This window comes from Caballeronia sp. GAFFF2 (assembly GCF_023631485.1).
GTDB lineage: Bacteria > Pseudomonadota > Gammaproteobacteria > Burkholderiales > Burkholderiaceae > Caballeronia.
Window position 1 is genome coordinate 227,739 of record NZ_JALQDA010000006.1, and the last position, 18,131, is coordinate 245,869.

Annotated in this window: 13 protein-coding genes; 9 read left to right on the forward strand and 4 right to left on the reverse strand. The window is 62.4% G+C overall.

Going from position 1 to position 18,131, the window contains the following annotated elements; translation table 11 throughout:
* The first annotated feature begins 218 nt into the window (after positions 1–218).
* The 5 genes from NCT04_RS03600 to NCT04_RS03620 all read left to right on the forward strand — a co-directional run bounded on the left by NCT04_RS03600 (position 219) and on the right by NCT04_RS03620 (position 6,256).
* A complete protein-coding gene (locus NCT04_RS03600; RefSeq protein ID WP_250463559.1) occupies positions 219–767 on the forward strand; it encodes a fimbrial protein in 549 nt (182 codons plus the stop codon).
* A gap of 100 nt (positions 768–867) precedes the next feature.
* Entirely contained in the window at positions 868–1,611 is a 744-nt protein-coding gene (locus NCT04_RS03605; protein WP_250463562.1) for a fimbrial biogenesis chaperone, read from the forward strand.
* A 216-nt stretch (positions 1,612–1,827) separates the two neighbouring features.
* On the forward strand, positions 1,828–4,536 hold the full coding sequence (locus NCT04_RS03610) for a fimbria/pilus outer membrane usher protein (protein WP_250463566.1): 2,709 nt from the start codon (positions 1,828–1,830) through the stop codon (positions 4,534–4,536).
* A gap of 73 nt (positions 4,537–4,609) precedes the next feature.
* The gene (locus tag NCT04_RS03615) at positions 4,610–5,146 is read left to right on the forward strand and encodes a fimbrial protein (RefSeq protein ID WP_250463569.1); all 537 of its coding nucleotides are present in this window, start codon (positions 4,610–4,612) and stop codon (positions 5,144–5,146) included.
* A gap of 39 nt (positions 5,147–5,185) precedes the next feature.
* Positions 5,186–6,256, forward strand: coding sequence for a fimbrial protein (locus NCT04_RS03620; protein WP_250463572.1), 1,071 nt, complete (start codon positions 5,186–5,188; stop codon positions 6,254–6,256).
* 102 nt (positions 6,257–6,358) lie between these two features.
* Here NCT04_RS03620 and metG read toward each other — a convergent pair whose 3' ends face one another.
* A complete protein-coding gene (gene metG / locus NCT04_RS03625; protein WP_250463575.1) occupies positions 6,359–8,515 on the reverse strand; it encodes a methionine--tRNA ligase in 2,157 nt (718 codons plus the stop codon).
* Positions 8,516–8,850: 335 nt separating this feature from the next.
* Positions 8,851–9,507 carry a YiaD family glycine zipper/OmpA-like lipoprotein gene (locus NCT04_RS03630; protein ID WP_244827286.1) on the reverse strand — a complete coding sequence of 219 codons (657 nt, stop codon included), beginning with the start codon at positions 9,505–9,507 and terminating at the stop codon, positions 8,851–8,853.
* A gap of 267 nt (positions 9,508–9,774) precedes the next feature.
* Between NCT04_RS03630 and apbC the strand changes: the two genes are divergently transcribed.
* From apbC to NCT04_RS03650, 4 genes are all read left to right on the forward strand, one after another.
* Positions 9,775–10,863 (forward strand): iron-sulfur cluster carrier protein ApbC, encoded by a 1,089-nt coding sequence (apbC, locus tag NCT04_RS03635; protein ID WP_250463578.1) that lies wholly within the window; start codon positions 9,775–9,777, stop codon positions 10,861–10,863.
* 120 nt (positions 10,864–10,983) lie between these two features.
* Positions 10,984–11,523: a superoxide dismutase family protein gene (locus NCT04_RS03640; protein ID WP_250463581.1), complete on the forward strand. Its 540-nt coding sequence runs from the start codon at positions 10,984–10,986 to the stop codon at positions 11,521–11,523.
* Positions 11,524–11,715: 192 nt separating this feature from the next.
* The gene (gene dcd, locus NCT04_RS03645; RefSeq protein ID WP_086972352.1) at positions 11,716–12,285 is read left to right on the forward strand and encodes a dCTP deaminase; all 570 of its coding nucleotides are present in this window, start codon (positions 11,716–11,718) and stop codon (positions 12,283–12,285) included.
* A 106-nt stretch (positions 12,286–12,391) separates the two neighbouring features.
* Complete coding sequence (locus NCT04_RS03650; protein WP_244827289.1) at positions 12,392–14,677, forward strand: arginine/lysine/ornithine decarboxylase; 2,286 nt, start codon at positions 12,392–12,394, stop codon at positions 14,675–14,677.
* A 28-nt stretch (positions 14,678–14,705) separates the two neighbouring features.
* On the opposite strand, the gene NCT04_RS03655 is transcribed toward NCT04_RS03650, so the two are convergent.
* Together NCT04_RS03655 and NCT04_RS03660 are read right to left on the reverse strand one after the other, a co-directional pair.
* On the reverse strand, positions 14,706–15,680 hold the full coding sequence (locus tag NCT04_RS03655; RefSeq protein ID WP_250463584.1) for a Csu type fimbrial protein: 975 nt from the start codon (positions 15,678–15,680) through the stop codon (positions 14,706–14,708).
* Position 15,681: 1 nt separating this feature from the next.
* Positions 15,682–18,102 carry a fimbria/pilus outer membrane usher protein gene (locus NCT04_RS03660; protein WP_250463586.1) on the reverse strand — a complete coding sequence of 807 codons (2,421 nt, stop codon included), beginning with the start codon at positions 18,100–18,102 and terminating at the stop codon, positions 15,682–15,684.
* Positions 18,103–18,131 lie beyond the last annotated feature (29 nt).

Below are 18,131 nucleotides of genomic sequence, written 5' to 3' on the forward strand. Positions count from 1 at the left end.
GAAAAATCCGCAAGAAAATTCTCAATATGGATGCGTTACATCAACGATTTATGTAGGAACTTTGTAGTTTTAAGCGTGTTCCTAATCGGTCGCATGGCCCGAGTCAGCATACTCAGCCTTTCGTCAGGAAGCGAGTATGAATATCTTGTTCACGACGCGACCTGACGAATTTTCAAATCGGGCTCAGTCACTCAGGTGACGACTAAGGAATACTTATTATGAAGAAGATCATTCTTCCGCTGGTCGCGGTGTCCATGTCTCTAGCAGGCGCTGCTGCGCACGCCGCACCGGCAGGTAACGGTGGCACGCTGACTATCAACGGCGAGCTGACGGCCAACACGTGCACGGTAAGCGGCAATGCCCAGGGCAACAACTTCACCGTGACGCTGCCGGCGCTTGCCGCAGCGGAACTGACGGACGCCGGCTCGACCGCGGGTGCCACCGGCTTCAACATTGCACTGTCCAACTGCACGCCGGCCACGGGCAACGTGCACACGTTTTGGGAATACGGCGCGAACACGCTGGCCGACGGCAACCTGAAGAACAACGGCACGGCGACCAACGTCGAAGTCCAGTTGCTGGACTACAACGGCTCGGCCCAAGCCATTGACGTGAGCAAGGCCGACGGTGCGCAGCAGTCGCAAGACGTTGCAATCACGAGCGGCAGCGCAAGCCTGCAATACGCAGCGCAGTACAGCTCGCCGATGGGCGCCGCAACCGCGGGCACGGTGACGAGCCAGGTGACCTACTCGATGGTCTATCAGTAAATCGATTCGCAAACGAGGACGCCCTCGCGGCGTCTTCGTTTAACCCTCGCACGGCGCGCGGGGTCGAGTCATCGCGTCACCGCAAATTTTGTTGAATGTCATGAGTCTCCGAAAAGTCGTTTTTAGCGCAGTGACAGCGGGTGTGCTCGCTCTCGTTGCGATCCTGCCGTTCGCAGCAAATGCGTCCGTCGTCGTCGCGGGCACGCGCGTGGTGTACAACGCCACGGATAGCGAAGTGACGCTTAAGCTGTCCAACGCGGGAAAATCGCCGGCCTTGACGCAGGTGTGGCTCGACAAGGGCGATCCCAAGGTCGATCCGGCTCAGATCGATCTCCCGTTCGTGCTCACGCCGCCGTTTGCGCGTATCGACCCGGGCAAGGCGCAGACCGTCCGTATCGCCTATACCGGCGAAGCGCTGCCGAAAGATCGCGAAACCCTGCTCTGGTTCAACGTGCTTGAAGTGCCGCCGAAGCCAACCGAAGCTCAGGCCGGCGCGAACTACGTCCAGCTCGCATTCCGCTCGCGCCTGAAGTTTTTCTTTCGCCCGCAAGGTCTGCCGGGCAGCGCCGACGACGCACCGGGCAAGCTCACATGGCGGCTGTCGTCGCAAGGCGGCAAGTCCGCGCTCGTGGTTTCGAATCCGACGCCTTATCACGTGACGATCATCGACGCTCATGTGGGCGAAGGCGAACATGCTGCCCGATTCGATGAAGGCGGCATGGTGCCACCGGGTGGCGAGCTCACGCTGCCACTGTCCGGTAAGGCGACCGCGAACGGCCAGGTCTCGTTCACGACCTTGAACGACTACGGCGGTCCCACGAAGCACGAGGCAGCGATCCACTAAGACGCGCTGCATGCGGGCTATCTGACCCATTCACGAGCGACGCGAAGGATGTCGATTCCTTCGCCATCGGTCGGCCACACGCCGGGCGCGAATAGCCTGGCGTTCACGTACACCAAGACTTAATCGTCGCGAGGCAGCGAGCCCCGGATGCCGATGTTTCCCATCGGTGGGGAGCGGTGTTGCCCGCGAATCCGGCTCGATATGAATGAACGCTGCATGGAATCGAATTCGAGGTTCGCTCTCTCGCTGAGTCGGACCAGCGTCGCCGTGATGCTCGCCTTCGCCGCGGCGCATGCCAGGGCCGATGCAAACACGCCGGCTCGCACGGACACTTCGTCATCGTCCGGGGTGCGGCCGGATCGGGCTCAGGCCTCGTCCGATGTCAAGGCTGCATCGAGTGGTGCGACGGTTGCATCGACGGCATCGACCTCGACGGCATCGGCCGCATCGGCCGCATCGGCCGCATCGGCCGCGCCCGAGGCCGTGGAGTTCGACCCGGGCTTCCTGCGCTTTGCTGGCGCGGCGGTCATGGACGTCAGCCGCTTCGACAAGGGCAACATCGCACTGGCCGGCAATTACCGCGCCGCACTGTACGTGAACGGCGTGTGGCTCGGCATGACCGCCATCACATTGCGCAATGTCGGCGCGCCGGACCATCGCGCGGTCCCGGTCTTCGATCGCGATCTGCTCGCGCGCGCGGGCGTCGATACCATGCGCCTGCCCGATTCCGCGTTAGCGCAACTCGACGCCGCGAACAGCACGGGCGGCGTGGCGCTGCCGGACCTGATCCCGCAGGCGACGGCCACCTTCGACATGGGCGAACAGCGCCTCGACGTGAGCGTGCCGCAAGCGATGATGAGCCGCAACGCGCGCGGCTGGGTCGATCCGAAGCTGTGGGACGAAGGTGTGCCAGCCGCGACCTTGCAGTACAACGCCAACGTGTATCGCTCGAATGGCGGCGGCGTGTCGAACACTCAGGGTTATCTGGGCGTGACGGCGGGTCTCAACTTCGACGCCTGGCGTTTTCGCTACAACGGCAACGTCACGACATCGTCGTTTGGCGGCACGCATGCACAGAGCCTGCAGACGAACGTGCAGCGTTCGCTGATTCCGCTCAAGAGCCAGTTGACGCTCGGCGACTCCTACACCGACGGCTCGATCTTCGATTCGTTCGGCGTGCGCGGCGTGCAGCTCGCAACCGACGACCGCATGTACCCGGAATCGCAGCGCGGCTATGCGCCGATCGTGCGGGGTATCGCTAATACTAACGCGAACGTTCAGGTCAAGCAAAACGGCAATCTCATCTACGAGACGACGGTCGCGCCAGGTCCTTTCGAGATCAACGATCTCTACCCGACCGGCTACGGCGGCGACCTGCAGGTGATCGTCACCGAAGCGGACGGCAGCCAGCACGTTGCATCCGTGCCGTATGCCGCGCCCGTGAATTCGCTGCGCGAGGGGCGTTGGCGCTTGAACGTGGCAGCGGGCCAGTATCGCAATTCGAGCGAATCGGGCCATCCGTATGTCGTGCAGGCCGGTGTGCAGCACGGCGTGAACAACCTGGTCACGCTATATGGCGGCTCGATCGTCGCCGAAGACTACATTTCGGCGGCGCTCGGCGCGTCGCTCAACACGTCGGTCGGTGCATTCGCCTTCGACGCGACGCAAGCCAATGCGAATCTGCCGGAATCCGGCAGCCGGAGCGGACAGAGTCTTCGCCTTTCGTTCTCGCGCAGCTTCACGCCGACGAACACCGACGTCACGCTCGCGGCGTACCGCTATTCGACGAGCGGCTTCCTCGGGTTCCGCGACGCCATGAACCTGCGCGACCTCGAATCGAAGGGCACCGCGTTCATGAGCAACGGCATCCAGAAAGGTCGCCTGCAGCTCACGCTCAATCAGAACCTCGACAAGTGGGGCTCCATTTACGCATCGGGCTACACGCAGAACTACTGGAACAAGCATGGCAACGATACCGCGTTCCAGGTCGGCTACAACACGAACGTCGGGCGCGTCGGCGTGGGGGTTTCGGCTTCGCGCGAACTCGACACGTCAACCGCGAACTGGGACAACCGCGTGATGCTCACGCTGAGCGTTCCCCTCGATCTGGGCACGAACATCGCCAATTCGACGACGAGCTTCTCGCACGACTCGCGCGACAACACGAACCAGATTCAGGAAACCTTCACGGGCACGCTCGGCAAGGACTATGAGATGAACTACGGCGTGAGCGCGGGCCACACATCGGGTGATTCCGGCAGCCACAGCGACAGCCTTAGCGCCAATGTCGGCTATTTCTCGCCTGTGGCGCAGTTGCGCGCGAATGTTGGCCGCGCCAACGGATACACGCAGGCAGGCGCGGGTGCGTCCGGTTCCGTGGTCGCGTACGGGGGCGGTCTGGTGTTGTCACCGCAAAGCGGCGACACGTTGGCGATAGTCGAGGCGAACGATGCCGCCGGAGCGCGCATTGCCAGTTCGCCCGGCGTGCGTCTGAACGGCGCCGGCCGCGCGGCCGTGGCGGGCATGCAGCCGTATTCGCAGAACGCGGTGGAGATCGACACCAAGGGCTTGCCGATGGGCGTGCAGCTCAAGACCACCGAGCAGCACTTTGCACCAACGGCCGGCGCGGTGTCGCTTGTGAAGTTCGATACCGAAGACCGAGGCCGCGCAATCGTCATGCGCTTGCGTCGTCTGAACGGCGAGCCGGTACCGTTCGGCGCGGACGTGCTGGATGCGAGCGGCGAATCCGTTGGCGCCGTGACGCAGGGCAGCCGCGCGATGTTGTATAGCAAGGCCGCGAGTGGCGATCTGATCGCCCGTTGGGGCTCGGCGGCCGATCAGAGTTGCAAGGTGCATTACGCGTTGCCCGAAGCCGACGGGAGCCGGGCGGCATCGACTGCCTTCGCGGATGCAGTCTGCAACTAAGCCGGTATCTCCCCGACACGAATCTGCAATCGACAAAGACCCGCACGAGCGGCGGCAACATGAACACGTTTGAATGACTATGCGCACACTTGGATCACTTCTGGCTAATCTCGCCGTCACCATCGCCGTCACCGCGACCGGTTCGGCATTCGGAGCGGATGCCACGCTCAACTTCACCGGCACCATCGTGCCCCCGTCCTGCACGGTGGACACCGCTTCGGCGAATCAGACGATCAATCTGGGCAGCGCCAATATCCTCGACTTTCCGAGCGTGGGATCGACGATGAATCCCACGGCGTTCAGCCTGAAGCTGACCAACTGCACGCCGGGCACCACGGTATCGATGGCCGTATCGGGCCAGCCCGACACCGTTCCGAGTGTGCTCAAGAACACCGGCACCGCGACGCAGACCGGCGTGCAACTGCTGCAGGCGAGCAGTGCGGGCGGGACCACCGGTACGGTCGTCACGCTTGGCAACACCTCCAATCGCGGCCAAGTGGACGCGACCAACGCCATGACCATTCCGATGGTGGCGCAGTTCTATCGTCTTGGAACGATGACAGCCGGCACGGTGACGACCTCGGCGACGGTCAACTTCACCTACAACTGACGCGCGCGTGACTTCGACACCCTTTGACGGAATAGCGATATGAAAGGCATCGGATTTGCCCGGCTGCGACGATATGCTTGGATCATCTTGTCGAGCGCGCTGGTTTTGACAGGCGGCATGCAGGACGCATGGGCCGACGCTTGCACGGGCGGAGGTCAGAGTGTGCAGGCCATTCTCCCTGCGACGATTTCGGTGCCGCGCGACTTGCCAGTGGGCGCCATTCTGGCGCCCTGGAGCATCACGTCGATGGTCAACTACGTGTGCACCATGTCGACGACATCCGGTTCCGGCATGTATTCGAAGTTGAATGTCGCATGGCCGAAAAGCAGCGTGACGATCGCGAGCACACCGGGCCCAGGTCTCGCGTCCTATACGGTCTTGCAGACCAATGTGCCCGGCGTTGGCATGGCCATCGCGTTCGACGGCGAGCCGAGTTCGTGTGGCGGCGCGGATTGGCTCGACGAGGTGTCGCCCTCCGTGCGGCCGCCCTACGTGGGCTGGACCTGTACCGCCACTGGTTCCAACCTCAAAAACTATGGGCGTTGGGCAGTTGCGCTCGTGAAGACAGGCGTTGTGAGCGCGGCAGGCGTGCTGGGCGCGCAGACGCTGGCGAGCTCCAGCTCCATGATCAATTTTGTCCCGGACAGCCCGGGCACCACGCCTTTTTATCTGATCGTCCCGGCGGTGACGGTCGTCCCGCTTACCTGCCAGACCCCCGACGTGCCGGTGCCGCTCGGCACCCATTTTCCGGTGGAGATGGCGTCTGTCGGTGCGACTACCGCGGCGGTCCCGTTCAACATCAGCCTCAACAATTGTCCCTCGGGGATGAATGGCGTCCTGTATGAAATCGATCCCACGACCAGTGTGCTTAACAGTTCGCAATCCGTCGTGGCGCTCAATGGCTCGTCGTCGGCCACGGGCGTGGGCGTGCAGCTACTGGATGGCTCCGGCGCGGTGTTTCCGCTGAGCACGACGAAAGCATTCTCCGGCTATAACAGTTCCACGGGTGGCAGCTATGTCATCCCGATGAAGGCGCGTTACTACCGAACCGGTACCGTGACGCCCGGTCCGGCGAACACGTCGATGATCCTCACCATGACCTATCAATAGGCATCGCCGGGCAGCGCTGCTCAGGTTGCTTGCCACGGACAGACGTCGAAAAAAAACGCCCCTCAAGAGGGGCGTTCCTGTTTCGAGCGTCGCGGTTGTCGTTCAGCGCACCCGCATTCCCGGCGTGGCCCCGCCATGCGGTTCGAGAATATAGAGCCCCGGCTCCTTCTTCTCGTCGGCGGCGGACGCCGCCAGCACCATGCCTTCCGACAGGCCGAACTTCATCTTGCGCGGCGCGAGATTGGCGACCATCACGGTCAGCTTGCCGATCAGATCCTGCGGCTGATAAGCCGAACGAATACCCGAGAACACATTGCGCGTTTTCTCTTCGCCGATATCGAGCGTCAGTTGCAAGAGCTTGTCGGAGCCTTCGACCGTTTTGCAATCGACGATCTTCGCGATACGCAGATCGATCTTCGAGAAGTCGTCGATGGAGATGACGCCTGGCGTCTCTTCGTTCGCTTGCTTCTTGGCGGGCGCCGCGCTCTTAGCCGCACTCGCACTTGTAGCAGCGGCAGAAGCAGCGGCCGCTTCCGGCGCCGCCTGCAACGACTCGCGATTCGCCGCGAGCAAGGCCTCGATCTGCTTCGGGTCGACGCGCGTGGTCAGATGCTTGTACGCGTTCACGGCATTGGCCGACGACAGCGGCATGTCCGCATCCGCCCAGACGAGCGGCGCGATGCCGAGGAACGCCTCGACCGCTTCGATCAGCTTCGGCAACACCGGCTTCAGCGCAAGCGACAACAGGCGGAACGCCTCCAGACTCACGCTGCAAGTCTCGTGCAACGCGACCGAGTTGGCCGGGTCCTTCGCCTGTTCCCAGGGCTTCGCGGTATCGACGTAGCCGTTGACGGTATCGGCGAGATCCATGGTCGTGCGCAGCGCGCGGCCGTATTCGCGCGACTCGTAGAAGCCGGCAATCTGCGGAATCGCGGCGCGCAGTTGCGCAAGCAGCGGATGCTGCATCGCGCTGTCCTGCACGCGGCCGTCGAAGCGCTTCAGAAGAAAGCCCGCCGCGCGGCTCGCGATATTCACGTATTTGCCGACGAGATCGCTGTTCACGCGCGCCTGGAAGTCTTCCAGGTTGAGGTCGATGTCTTCCATCGTGCTGTTCAGCTTGGCCGCGAAGTAGTAGCGCAGCCATTCCGGATTGATGCCGGTATCGATCACGCTTTGCGCCGTGATGAACGTGCCACGCGACTTCGACATCTTCGCGCCGTCGACGGTCAGAAAGCCGTGCGCGAACACGTTCGTCGGCGTGCGATGACCGGAGTATTCGAGCATCGCGGGCCAGAAGAGCGTGTGGAAATACAGAATGTCCTTGCCGATGAAGTGGTACTGCTCGGTCTTCGAACCGGGCTTCACCCATTCATCGAAATCCAGGCCGATACGGTCCGCGAGATTCTTGAAGCTCGCGTAATAGCCGACCGGGGCGTCGACCCAGACGTAGAAGTACTTGCCCGGCGCACCGGGGATTTCAAAGCCGAAGTAGGGCGCGTCGCGCGAGATGTCCCAGTCGGCGAGCTTGGCCTCGCCCTTGTCGCCGAGCCATTCGCGCATCTTGTTCGTGGCTTCGGGCTGCGCGAGTCCGCCGACCCAGCCGCGCAGAAAGTCTTCGCAACGCGGGTCCGACAAGCGGAAGAAATAATGCGTGGAAATCTTGCGGATGGGCGTCGCGCCCGACACCACCGAATACGGGTTGATGAGTTCGGTGGGCTGATAAGTCGAGCCGCAAACCTCGCAATTGTCGCCGTACTGGTCCTTCGCGCCGCACTTCGGGCACTGGCCCTTGATGAAGCGGTCCGGCAGGAACATTTCCTTGACCGGATCGTAGGCCTGCTCGATGTCGCGCGCGTCGATCAATCCCGCTTCCTGGAGCGCGGCGTAGATGGTGTTGCAAAGGACGCGGTTTTCCTCGGCATCGGTCGAATAATAGTTGTCGAAGGAAATGCCGAAGCTGTCGAAGTCGCGCTTGTGCTCTTTCCAAACGCGTTCGATCAGCGCTTTCGGCGTGATGCCTTCTTTTTCGGCGCGCAGCATGATGGGCGTGCCGTGGGTATCGTCGGCGCCGACGTAGTAGACCTCGTGGCCATGCATGCGCAGCGTCCGAACCCAGATGTCCGTCTGAATGTATTCGACCATATGGCCGATATGAATCTGACCGTTCGCATACGGCAACGCGGACGTGACGAGGATCTGGCGAGCGCCGTTCTTGACGGCGGGCGCGGCGGTGGCGATGGCTGAAATCGGTGCTGACATAAGGCGCGGCCCGGAGGAAATGCAGAAGTTGATCGAAGAACGCAAAAAAAGCGATTTTCGATTTTAGCAGGGAGGGGAAGGAAGACGGGGAGGTGGGGAGACGGGGAGACTTGGGCGCGGCAGCCGAAAACCATCGCACCAAAAAAAACCGGGGTCCAAAACCGGGCCCCGGAGCAACAACGACAAGAGGAGAATGGCAGGTGGCGGCCTCGCCGCGCGCCTACCGTAAAGACAGACACGCGCCGTGCGCCCAAGTTTCAAATTTTTTTCAGGCGGCTTCGCGCGCTTTGCCACGCTGCGCCGGCATCTGCCGATTCTCCTTATAAATCAGAAATTTATTGCACTTGGCCCGGCTGTGCCGTCGCGCGCAGGTAAATTTCCACGCGACGATTTTGTGCGCGGCCTGCTTCGGTCGAGTTGTCGGCAATCGGCTGGTTCTGTCCCATGCCCTGCGACGACAGACGCTGACCGGCGACACCGTGCGTGGCGATATAGGAAGCCACGCTTTGCGCGCGATTCTGCGACAGCGTCTGGTTGTAAGCCGCCGTGCCGGTGTTATCCGTATGGCCGATCACGTTGGCGATCAACTCCGGATGCTGCTGCAACGTTTGCGTGACGGAGTTCAGAACCGGATCGAACGTCGGCTTGATCGCGTAGCTGTTGGTGTCGAAAGAGATCGAGTTCGGGATGTTGACCTTGAGCGATCCGTCTTGCTGCTCGGTAACCTGCGTGCCGGTGCCCTTCGAGTCGCCGGAAATCTTGTTGCGAATGGCTTGCCAGTTGTAGCCGGTCACACCGCCGACAGCCGCGCCTGCAGCCGCGCCGATTGCCGCGCCCTTGCCGCCGCCGAAAATCGCACCGAGGCCAGCGCCGGTCGCGGCGCCGACGCCTGTGCCTACCGCCGCATTGTTACCCTGCTCCGTCGCGCAGCCCGCGACCAGTGCGCCAGCAACGACGAAAACCGACAAACGGGTCATCAACTTCAACTTCATGTTTGATCTCCTTGAATCAACGAGCGATTCGGCGCGCCGCGCCGACAGTACGTAAGGGTCTTCGGACGTGCGTCCGGACGAACCTCTACAATTATGAGAAATGAGAGCGCGTCAGTCGCCAGTGGCGATGCATCCCCGGAAACAATTACCGCGCGCAATAGTGCAATGCGCGGGGACGCGGCGCAACGGCTCTAACAATTACTTTCACTTTCCTCAGTTTGTTGCAATGCGCCGTCGCATCAGCACAAACCATTCCATGGAGTTGCAATGAGTATCGACCGCGCGAAGATCGACGCCGCACTAGCCACACTGACCGATCCGAACACCAGCCGCAAGTTCGTCGATACCAAAAGTATCCGCAACGTTTCGCTACAAAACGGCACGGTCTCGGTGAGCGTCGTCCTGGGCTATCCGGCGCGTACGCAGTTCGCGGCCACGGCCAAACTGGTCGAGGATGCGTTGGGTGCGGTGCCCGGCGTGGAAGACGTCGTCGTCGATGTGTCCTCGCAAGTCGTCGCGCACGCGGTACAGCGCGGCGTGAAGCTGCTGCCGAACGTCAAGAACATCATCGCGGTGGCGTCGGGCAAGGGCGGCGTCGGCAAGAGCACGACAGCCGCGAACCTCGCGCTCGCGCTGGCGGCGGAAGGCGCCAATGTCGGCATGCTCGACGCGGACATCTACGGCCCGTCCTTGCCGATGATGCTCGGCATCTCCGGCCGGCCCGAGTCGCCCGACAACCAGTCGATGAATCCGCTGATCGGTCATGGCATTCAGGCGAATTCCATCGGCTTTCTGATCGAGCAGGACAACCCGATGGTCTGGCGCGGCCCGATGGTCACCTCCGCGCTCGAACAACTGCTGCGTCAGACCAACTGGAAAGACCTGGATTATCTCGTCGTCGACATGCCGCCGGGCACGGGCGACATTCAGTTGACGCTCTCGCAGAAAGTGCCGGTGACGGGCGCGGTGATCGTCACCACGCCGCAGGACATCGCGCTGCTCGACGCCAAGAAGGGCCTCAAGATGTTCGAGAAGGTCGGCATTCCCATTCTCGGTATCGTCGAAAACATGAGCACGCATATCTGCTCGAATTGCGGGCACGAGGAGCATATCTTCGGCGCGGGCGGCGGCGAGCGCATGGCGAAGGAATACGGCGTCGAGATTCTCGGCCAGTTGCCGCTCGATATCGCGATTCGAGAACGCACCGATGCCGGTCAGCCGACAGTCGTTTCGCAGCCGGAAAGCCGGATTGCCGAGACGTATCGCGCGATTGCGCGGCGCGTGGCGATTGCCATTGCCGATCGTCAGCGCGACATGACGTCGAAGTTTCCGAGCATCGTCGTGCAGAACACTTGATGTGGCGCGCTTGGACGCGTTTCGCCGAAGCCTTGTGCGGTGCGGCTCGCGGTATCATGTCGCCTGCTATGGGCGGCCGCGCGGATGCACCGGGTGTCGGCGGGCCGCCGAGAGGATCGCATGAGACATAGATTCGACGGAAGGGCGGCGCACGCCGGACTTGCTTCGGCGCTCGTCGCCTGTAGTGTTCTCGTGAGCGGCTGCGGCATCATCTTCCAGAATCACGAGAAACGCGCCGACGCGGTGCTTCAGCCGACGCCTGGCAACGCGGCGCGCGGCACCATCACGCTGATCGAGCGCGCGGACGGCGTTCAGGTGTCGTATAGCCTGATCGACATGCCGCCCGACAGCGATCACGCGCTGCAGGTTCACGAGCGCGGCGACTGCATCGCCGTGGACGATCAGGACGCAAGCCCGGTCTTCGCGCTGCCGGCGGAGCGCAAGCGCGCCACCGCGCGTCTCGAAGGCGAACTCGGCAACATTCACGCGGATTCCACCGGATCGGCCACGGGCTTTTTCGTGGCGACGGACGTGTCGCTCGACGGCGTGCGCTCGGTCATCTCGCGCGCTATCGTGCTGCATCGCGAAGCCACCGATCCCTACGCCGCCAGTCCGCACAACGTGGGACCGGCGCTCGCATGCGGCGTCATCCGGCGCTGATCGATGAAGACGCCGCGAGTATCATCCGAATGGTCGATCACGGTCGAGCGTCGCCGATACGACCCGTCGTTCGCGTAAAATACGCGCTTTCCGTTTGGCCGCAGCGCGCGACAAAATCGCTGCCGCCATGCCCCGTTTCACCGCAGGCGTCCGGTCGCATGACCGCGAGCCGCAACGCTGGGTAGCGTCCCTATGAGCATCAAGTCCGACAAGTGGATCCGGCGCATGGCCGAAGAGCACAAGATGATCGAGCCGTTCGTGCGCGATCAGGTGCGCGTGACCGAAGACGGCCGCAAGATCGTGTCGTACGGAACGTCGAGCTACGGCTACGACATCCGCGTGGCCGACGAATTCAAGATCTTCACGAACATCAATTCCACCATCGTCGATCCGAAAAACTTCGACGAGAAATCGTTCGTCGACTTCAAGGGCGATGTCTGCATCATCCCGCCGAATTCCTTCGCGCTTGCCCGCACGGTCGAATATTTCCGTATTCCGCGCTCGTGCCTGACCGTGTGTCTCGGCAAGTCCACCTACGCGCGTTGCGGGATCATCGTGAACGTGACGCCGTTCGAGCCGGAATGGGAAGGCTACGTCACGCTCGAATTCTCGAATACGACACCTTTGCCTGCCAAAATCTACGCGAACGAAGGCGTCGCGCAGGTTCTGTTTTTCGAAAGCGACGAGATTTGCGAGACGTCGTATGCGGATCGCGGCGGCAAGTATCAGGGGCAGCACGGCGTTACCCTGCCGAAAACCTGATTCCTTCGCTTCTCAAAGAAACGCACACCGCATACGCTTGTCGAAAGACCGCTGTCGTCGAGCTTCCAGTCTCGGGCAGCGGTCGTTCCATTTGGAGATTCGCACGATGAAGTTCCGCTTTCCCGTCGTCATCATCGACGAAGACTTTCGCTCCGAGAATATCTCGGGTTCCGGCATTCGCGCGCTTGCCGAAGCGATCGAGCGCGAAGGCGCCGAAGTGCTCGGCCTGACGAGCTACGGCGACCTCGCGGCCTTCGCGCAGCAGTCGAGCCGCGCGTCGTGCTTCATTCTGTCGATCGACGACGACGAACTCCTGCCATATGCCGATAACGTCGTCGTGGAAGGCGACACGCCGGAACTGGCTTCGGCTATCGTCGCGTTGCGCGCGTTCATCAACGCCGTGCGCCGCCGCAACGCGGACATCCCGATCTTCCTGTACGGCGAGACGCGCACCTCGCGCCACTTGCCGAACGACATCCTGCGCGAGCTGCACGGCTTCATCCACATGTTCGAGGACACGCCGGAGTTCGTTGCACGGCACGTCATTCGCGAAGCCAAGGTGTATCTGGATTCGCTCGCGCCGCCGTTTTTCAAGGAACTAGTGCAGTACGCAGAAGAAGGTTCGTATTCGTGGCATTGTCCGGGACACTCGGGCGGCGTCGCGTTTCTGAAGAATCCGCTCGGACAGATGTTCCACCAGTTCTTCGGCGAGAACATGTTGCGCGCGGACGTCTGCAATGCCGTCGAGGAACTCGGCCAGTTGCTCGATCACACCGGGCCGGTCGCGGCGTCCGAGCGTAACGCGGCGCGCATCTTCAGCGCGGATCATCTCTTCTTCGTGACCAATGGCACGTCCACCTCGAACAAGATCGTGTGGCACGCGACCGTGGCGCCGGGCGATATCGTGCTCGTGGACCGCAACTGTCACAAGTCGATCCTGCACGCCATCACCATGACGGGCGCGATCCCCGTGTTCCTCACGCCGACGCGCAACCAGTTCGGCATCATCGGACCGATTCCGCGCGACGAGTTCAAGCCCGAAAACATTCGCAAGAAGATCGAGGCGAATCCGTTCGCGCGCGAGGCGCTCGCGAAGAACCCGAAGATCAAGCCGCGCATTCTGACGATCACGCAAAGCACGTATGACGGCGTGATCTACAACGTCGAGATGATCAAGGACCTGCTCGGCGACCTGCTCGATACGCTGCACTTCGACGAAGCCTGGCTGCCGCACGCCGAGTTCCATTCGTTCTATCAGGACATGCACGCAATCGGCGCGGGCCGGCCGCGTACCGGCGCGCTCGTGTTCGCCACGCACTCCACGCACAAGCTGCTCGCGGGCATCTCGCAGGCGTCGCAGATTCTCGTGCAGGACAGCGAGAACAGCACCTTCGACCGGCATCGTTTCAACGAGGCGTACCTCATGCATACGTCGACGAGCCCGCAATACGCGATCATCGCGTCATGCGACGTGGCCGCGGCGATGATGGAAGCGCCGGGCGGCACGGCGCTCGTCGAGGAATCGATTGCGGAAGCGCTCGATTTCCGCCGCGCCATGCGCAAGGTCGACGACGAATACGGCGACGACTGGTTCTTCAAGGTCTGGGGCCCGGAGGCGCTGGCCGAAGAGGGTATAGGCGACCGCGAAGACTGGATGCTGAAGCCGAATGACCGCTGGCACGGCTTCGGCGCGCTCGCGGAAAACTTCAACATGCTCGACCCGATCAAGGCGACCATCATCACGCCGGGACTCGACGTGGACGGCAGCTTCGGCGACACGGGCATTCCGGCCGGCATCGTCACGCGTTATCTGGCCGAGCACGGCATTATCGTGGAGAAGACCGGGCTCTACTCGTTCTTCATCATGTTTACCATCGGCATCACGAAGGGCCGCTGGAACTCGATGGTCACCGAACTCCAGCAGTTCAAGGACGACTACGACAACAACCAGCCGCTATGGCGCGTGCTGCCGGAATTCATCGCGCAGCATCCATCGTATGAGCGCATCGGCCTGCGCGATCTGTGCGAGCAGATTCACAGTGTTTATCGCGCGAACGACATCGCGCGTCTGACTACCGAGATGTATCTGTCGAGCATGGAGCCGGCCATGAAGCCGTCCGAAGCGTTCGCCAAGCTCGCGCACCGCGAAATCGACCGCGTGCCTATCGACGAACTCGAAGGGCGCGTGACGAGCATTCTGCTCACGCCGTATCCGCCGGGCATTCCGTTGCTGATTCCGGGCGAGCGCTTCAATCGCACGATCGTCGATTACCTGCGTTTCGCGCGCGAATTCAACGAACGCTTCCCAGGCTTCCATACCGACATCCACGGGCTCGTGGGCGAGGTGATCAACGGGCGTATCGAATACTTCGTCGATTGCGTGCGCGACTGAGTTGCGCCCGGCTGCGCGCTGATCGTTGCTAGAAGACGATCAGCGCCATGATGGTGTCGCGATACCTTCCCGGCGGTTTCGATTCCTGCGCCGGGACCTGGCCATAGACCACGAGCGTTTGCGGCTGGCCGGTTCCGGTATAGAAGGCCATCGTCGTGCCATTCGTGCCATCGGCCCAAGGCACCTTGTGCGTCGGGTCGATGTATAGCTGATAGTCGATGGTCTCTGTCCCACCCTGGCGAGCGAGCTTGCGGTTGGTGGTCGTCGCGCCGGGCGTCATGCCGCGATCCAGCGCCACCGAAAAGGGCATGCCCGAGACGCACGTCACCCGCAACGAACTCGTCGCCTCGATCGGTTGATCGAGCAGGCTCGCCTCCCGAAAGACGAGGGGCGACGCGTCTATCGTGCAAGTCGGGCCGACCGTCGCCGTAACCGTGAACGGACCGCTCGTGTAGGGCGCCGTCGCCGTCTTGCAATCGGGTGGCGTGCCGGTGTAACCCACATAGACGAAGTAGGTGTCCGAGGCGCTGAACGGCATGGTGTACGTGCCGTTCGGTACGGGCTGGTTAGGCGGAATGCGTCCATAGAACGGCTCGTGTTCCCAGACCTTGCCGCCCGGATGAACGGGAAGATCGAGCGTCAGCGGCACGGTGTCGGGCGCCGTGACCGATCCCCACACACCTTGATGGTCCGGATCGACGTAGAGGTTGTAGTTCAACGTTGCGCCGCTTGGGCCAATGAGCGTGCGCGAGTCGGTGTGGCCGATGTTCAGGCACATGCGAACCATCGCCGTCGAATAGCCGCTGCACAGAATGTGAATGCCGCCGACGATATCGGCGGGCTCGGTGTCCGTCACATCGATGGAGCCGAAATCCGTATAGCCCACCGAAAACGTGCAGGTTTGCGAGCGCGCCGCGCCAGAGAGCGCGCAGAGCACGAGAAACACGAGCGCGTATCTGACGGGACGAAACGAGCCGTGCGTGCGGCGAAGGGGTGCGTGCATGTCATTTCTCCTTTTGGCTCTTGCCCTTGTCCGGCTGGCAGGTGATCGGCCCGAGCTGTGGCAGGTCTCCGGCCTTCGGCGGGTCGAGCCTGAAACCGGCTGAACAGTCGCCTTTCGCCTCGTGAATCGTCACGTGGTTGTCTGAATCGAGACGGCGGAAAAATGCAACGCCGTCGTAGCCGACGATCGCCGCTTCGCCCGTACTCGTGAGCGTCGCCACGGCGCCGGCGGGCAAGGGCGCGCCCGTAATATCGACGAAACTCACCGACGCGCCCTGATAGCGCGACATGCCGAAGTGCGCGAGCGCACCCGAGCGCCGCTGCGGCGCGATGTCCAGTTTCGTTCTTTCGATGGATGCGTCTGGCGGCAGCGCGAGCGGGTCGATCGCCAGTTGATTGCGCTGATAGGAAGTCAGATTCGGCACGAGCAGATAGCCCTTCGAGTTCGTCACGCCGACAAAGCGGTTCTCCTGCGTGACAGGAACATTGGGGACGCCATCGGTCGAAACGAGCGCGAACGCGTCGGTGACCGTGCGCGTCGGCAAGATGGCGCCGTCCATGATCGCGATGCCGCCCGCCATGTCCGTGCTGAGCGCCGTCGTGCCGTTGAAGCGCTGCGCGGTCGCCTCGAAATCGCCGAACTTCGAGCGATAAGTCGTTCCTGCGAAAGCATGACGATAATCGGCTCCGGCGCCGCCTTGAACCGACCAGCCCCAGCCGCCGCCGTAATCGGCGGGACGCGATGCGGTGACGTCGGCGGTCGTGTGTCCACCCGACTGCGCCACCGTCGTGCTGACCGACGTATTGCCGCCGAGCGCGATGGTTATGCCAATCGAACCGCCCCATACTCCGCGCTGCAGAAAGTCGCGATACGTGCTTGCGAAAAGCGACCAGCGGCTGCCGATCTGGGCGTTGTAGGCAAGCGTGACGACGCGCGCGTGTCCCGAGAACGTGTCTTCGGAATCGACGTAGCTCACTGTTGCCGATTGCGACCGCATCAACGCGACCGATACGGTCGCCTGGTAAATATGCTGAAACACCGAGGTGCCGTCGAGGGCCGCGATATCGCGATAGTTGTTGGTCGCGTGCGTGGTCTGCAGCGTCAGCGAAGCCGCAGGACTGATGTACTGGTAGCCAAGACTGAAAAGCGCGCCGGTCGCGCCATTCAGCTTGCTGCCCGCGGCCGCCGCATTGAAGACGCCGAATTGGCCTGCGCGCACGATCGCGCCCGTGCCGGCGTTGCTCAAACCTTGCCCGCCTTCCGCGTGGGCTTGCAGTGTGAGCCAGTCGGTGATGCCATACGCGGCCGTGCCGCTGAAGACGGGCGATGCCTCGTACGACCAGGAGCGCAGCGTGTAATCGTCGCGCAGAAAGCCGAATTCCGCCGAATAGCTCGACAGGCCTTTTGACAGCAGATGCGTGTCGATATAAAGCGGCACGCTCGTCGTGACGCGACGGCCGAGCGCATCGGTCACGACCACTTGCGCCGTGCCCGCGCCTGTCAGACTGGGTGCCTGCGCGATCTGGAACGGACCCGGCGCGACGTTGCCGTTGTACTGGCGCAGACCGTTGATATACAAGTCGACGGCAGAGGGCACCGCGGCCGATCCGCTGAACATCGGCAGGGGAAACGTCACGAGATCCGGGCGCAGGCTGAAATCGCGCTGTATCTGGAAGCCGCCGAATCGGACCGAGCGCGTCCACGCGAGCGAGCCGGAGATGGCGTCGCCGAACGTCATCGTCATGAGTTTGGCCGGATTCGAATAGACCCAGTTCGTGTCCAGCCGCGTGTAGCCGTTGGTTCCGGCGCCGTTGAGGTAAGTGCCGGTGTTGTCGAATACGCCCGCCGGACTGAAGAGCCGCTGTTCGTTCCAGACGCCGAACTGACCGGCCGCCATTTCGCCCAGTTGGCGCGTGTACGTCACGTCGTAGTTGAGCGCGAAGCCGGTGCCGGGCGTTGCCTTCGGTGTAACCGGAAGCCGGTTGCCGAGGCGCTGCGCGATCTGACGCGACCGGTCGACGTCAAGAAGCGCCTGCTGACGCGCGGAGGAATAAGTGGCGCGCACGCCTGGAATCGATGAAACCGCGATCCATCCGTCTGCATCGGCATGTAAGTCGTCGACCCGGATGCCCGCATTTTCGAGCGTGGCGCGCTCGGCATAGAGCTGGCCGTGACGCAACTCGAAGTTGGACGGCTCGCCCAGGTTCGTGCCGTTGACGACGATCTCGAGCACGAGCGACTGCGTTTCTTGCGATTGCATGTCGAGCGAGGCGGTGCGCGGCGAGCCCGCGATATTCGGAACCTGGCTGGGCGAGCCGCCGGTGATATCGACTTGAGCAACAGCCGCTTGGGAAAACACGCCCAGTGAAATCAGGAGAGGAACACCGCGCGTCACGAGCCTTGGGCGAGTCGATCCATCCATGACGATGCACGCCGTTCCCGTGGCAACCC

Coding starts and splice junctions, on each gene's coding strand:
- NCT04_RS03615 (WP_250463569.1), top strand. CDS start 4,610: ATGACTATGCGCACACTTGGATCACTTCTGGCTAATCTCGCCGTCACC.
- NCT04_RS03650 (WP_244827289.1), top strand. CDS start 12,392: ATGAAGTTCCGCTTTCCCGTCGTCATCATCGACGAAGACTTTCGCTCC.
- NCT04_RS03620 (WP_250463572.1), top strand. CDS start 5,186: ATGAAAGGCATCGGATTTGCCCGGCTGCGACGATATGCTTGGATCATC.
- NCT04_RS03655 (WP_250463584.1), bottom strand. CDS start 15,680: ATGCACGCACCCCTTCGCCGCACGCACGGCTCGTTTCGTCCCGTCAGA.
- NCT04_RS03610 (WP_250463566.1), top strand. CDS start 1,828: ATGGAATCGAATTCGAGGTTCGCTCTCTCGCTGAGTCGGACCAGCGTC.
- NCT04_RS03660 (WP_250463586.1), bottom strand. CDS start 18,102: ATGGATGGATCGACTCGCCCAAGGCTCGTGACGCGCGGTGTTCCTCTC.
- NCT04_RS03605 (WP_250463562.1), top strand. CDS start 868: ATGAGTCTCCGAAAAGTCGTTTTTAGCGCAGTGACAGCGGGTGTGCTC.
- dcd (WP_086972352.1), top strand. CDS start 11,716: ATGAGCATCAAGTCCGACAAGTGGATCCGGCGCATGGCCGAAGAGCAC.
- NCT04_RS03600 (WP_250463559.1), top strand. CDS start 219: ATGAAGAAGATCATTCTTCCGCTGGTCGCGGTGTCCATGTCTCTAGCA.
- NCT04_RS03630 (WP_244827286.1), bottom strand. CDS start 9,507: ATGAAGTTGAAGTTGATGACCCGTTTGTCGGTTTTCGTCGTTGCTGGC.
- NCT04_RS03640 (WP_250463581.1), top strand. CDS start 10,984: ATGAGACATAGATTCGACGGAAGGGCGGCGCACGCCGGACTTGCTTCG.
- metG (WP_250463575.1), bottom strand. CDS start 8,515: ATGTCAGCACCGATTTCAGCCATCGCCACCGCCGCGCCCGCCGTCAAG.
- apbC (WP_250463578.1), top strand. CDS start 9,775: ATGAGTATCGACCGCGCGAAGATCGACGCCGCACTAGCCACACTGACC.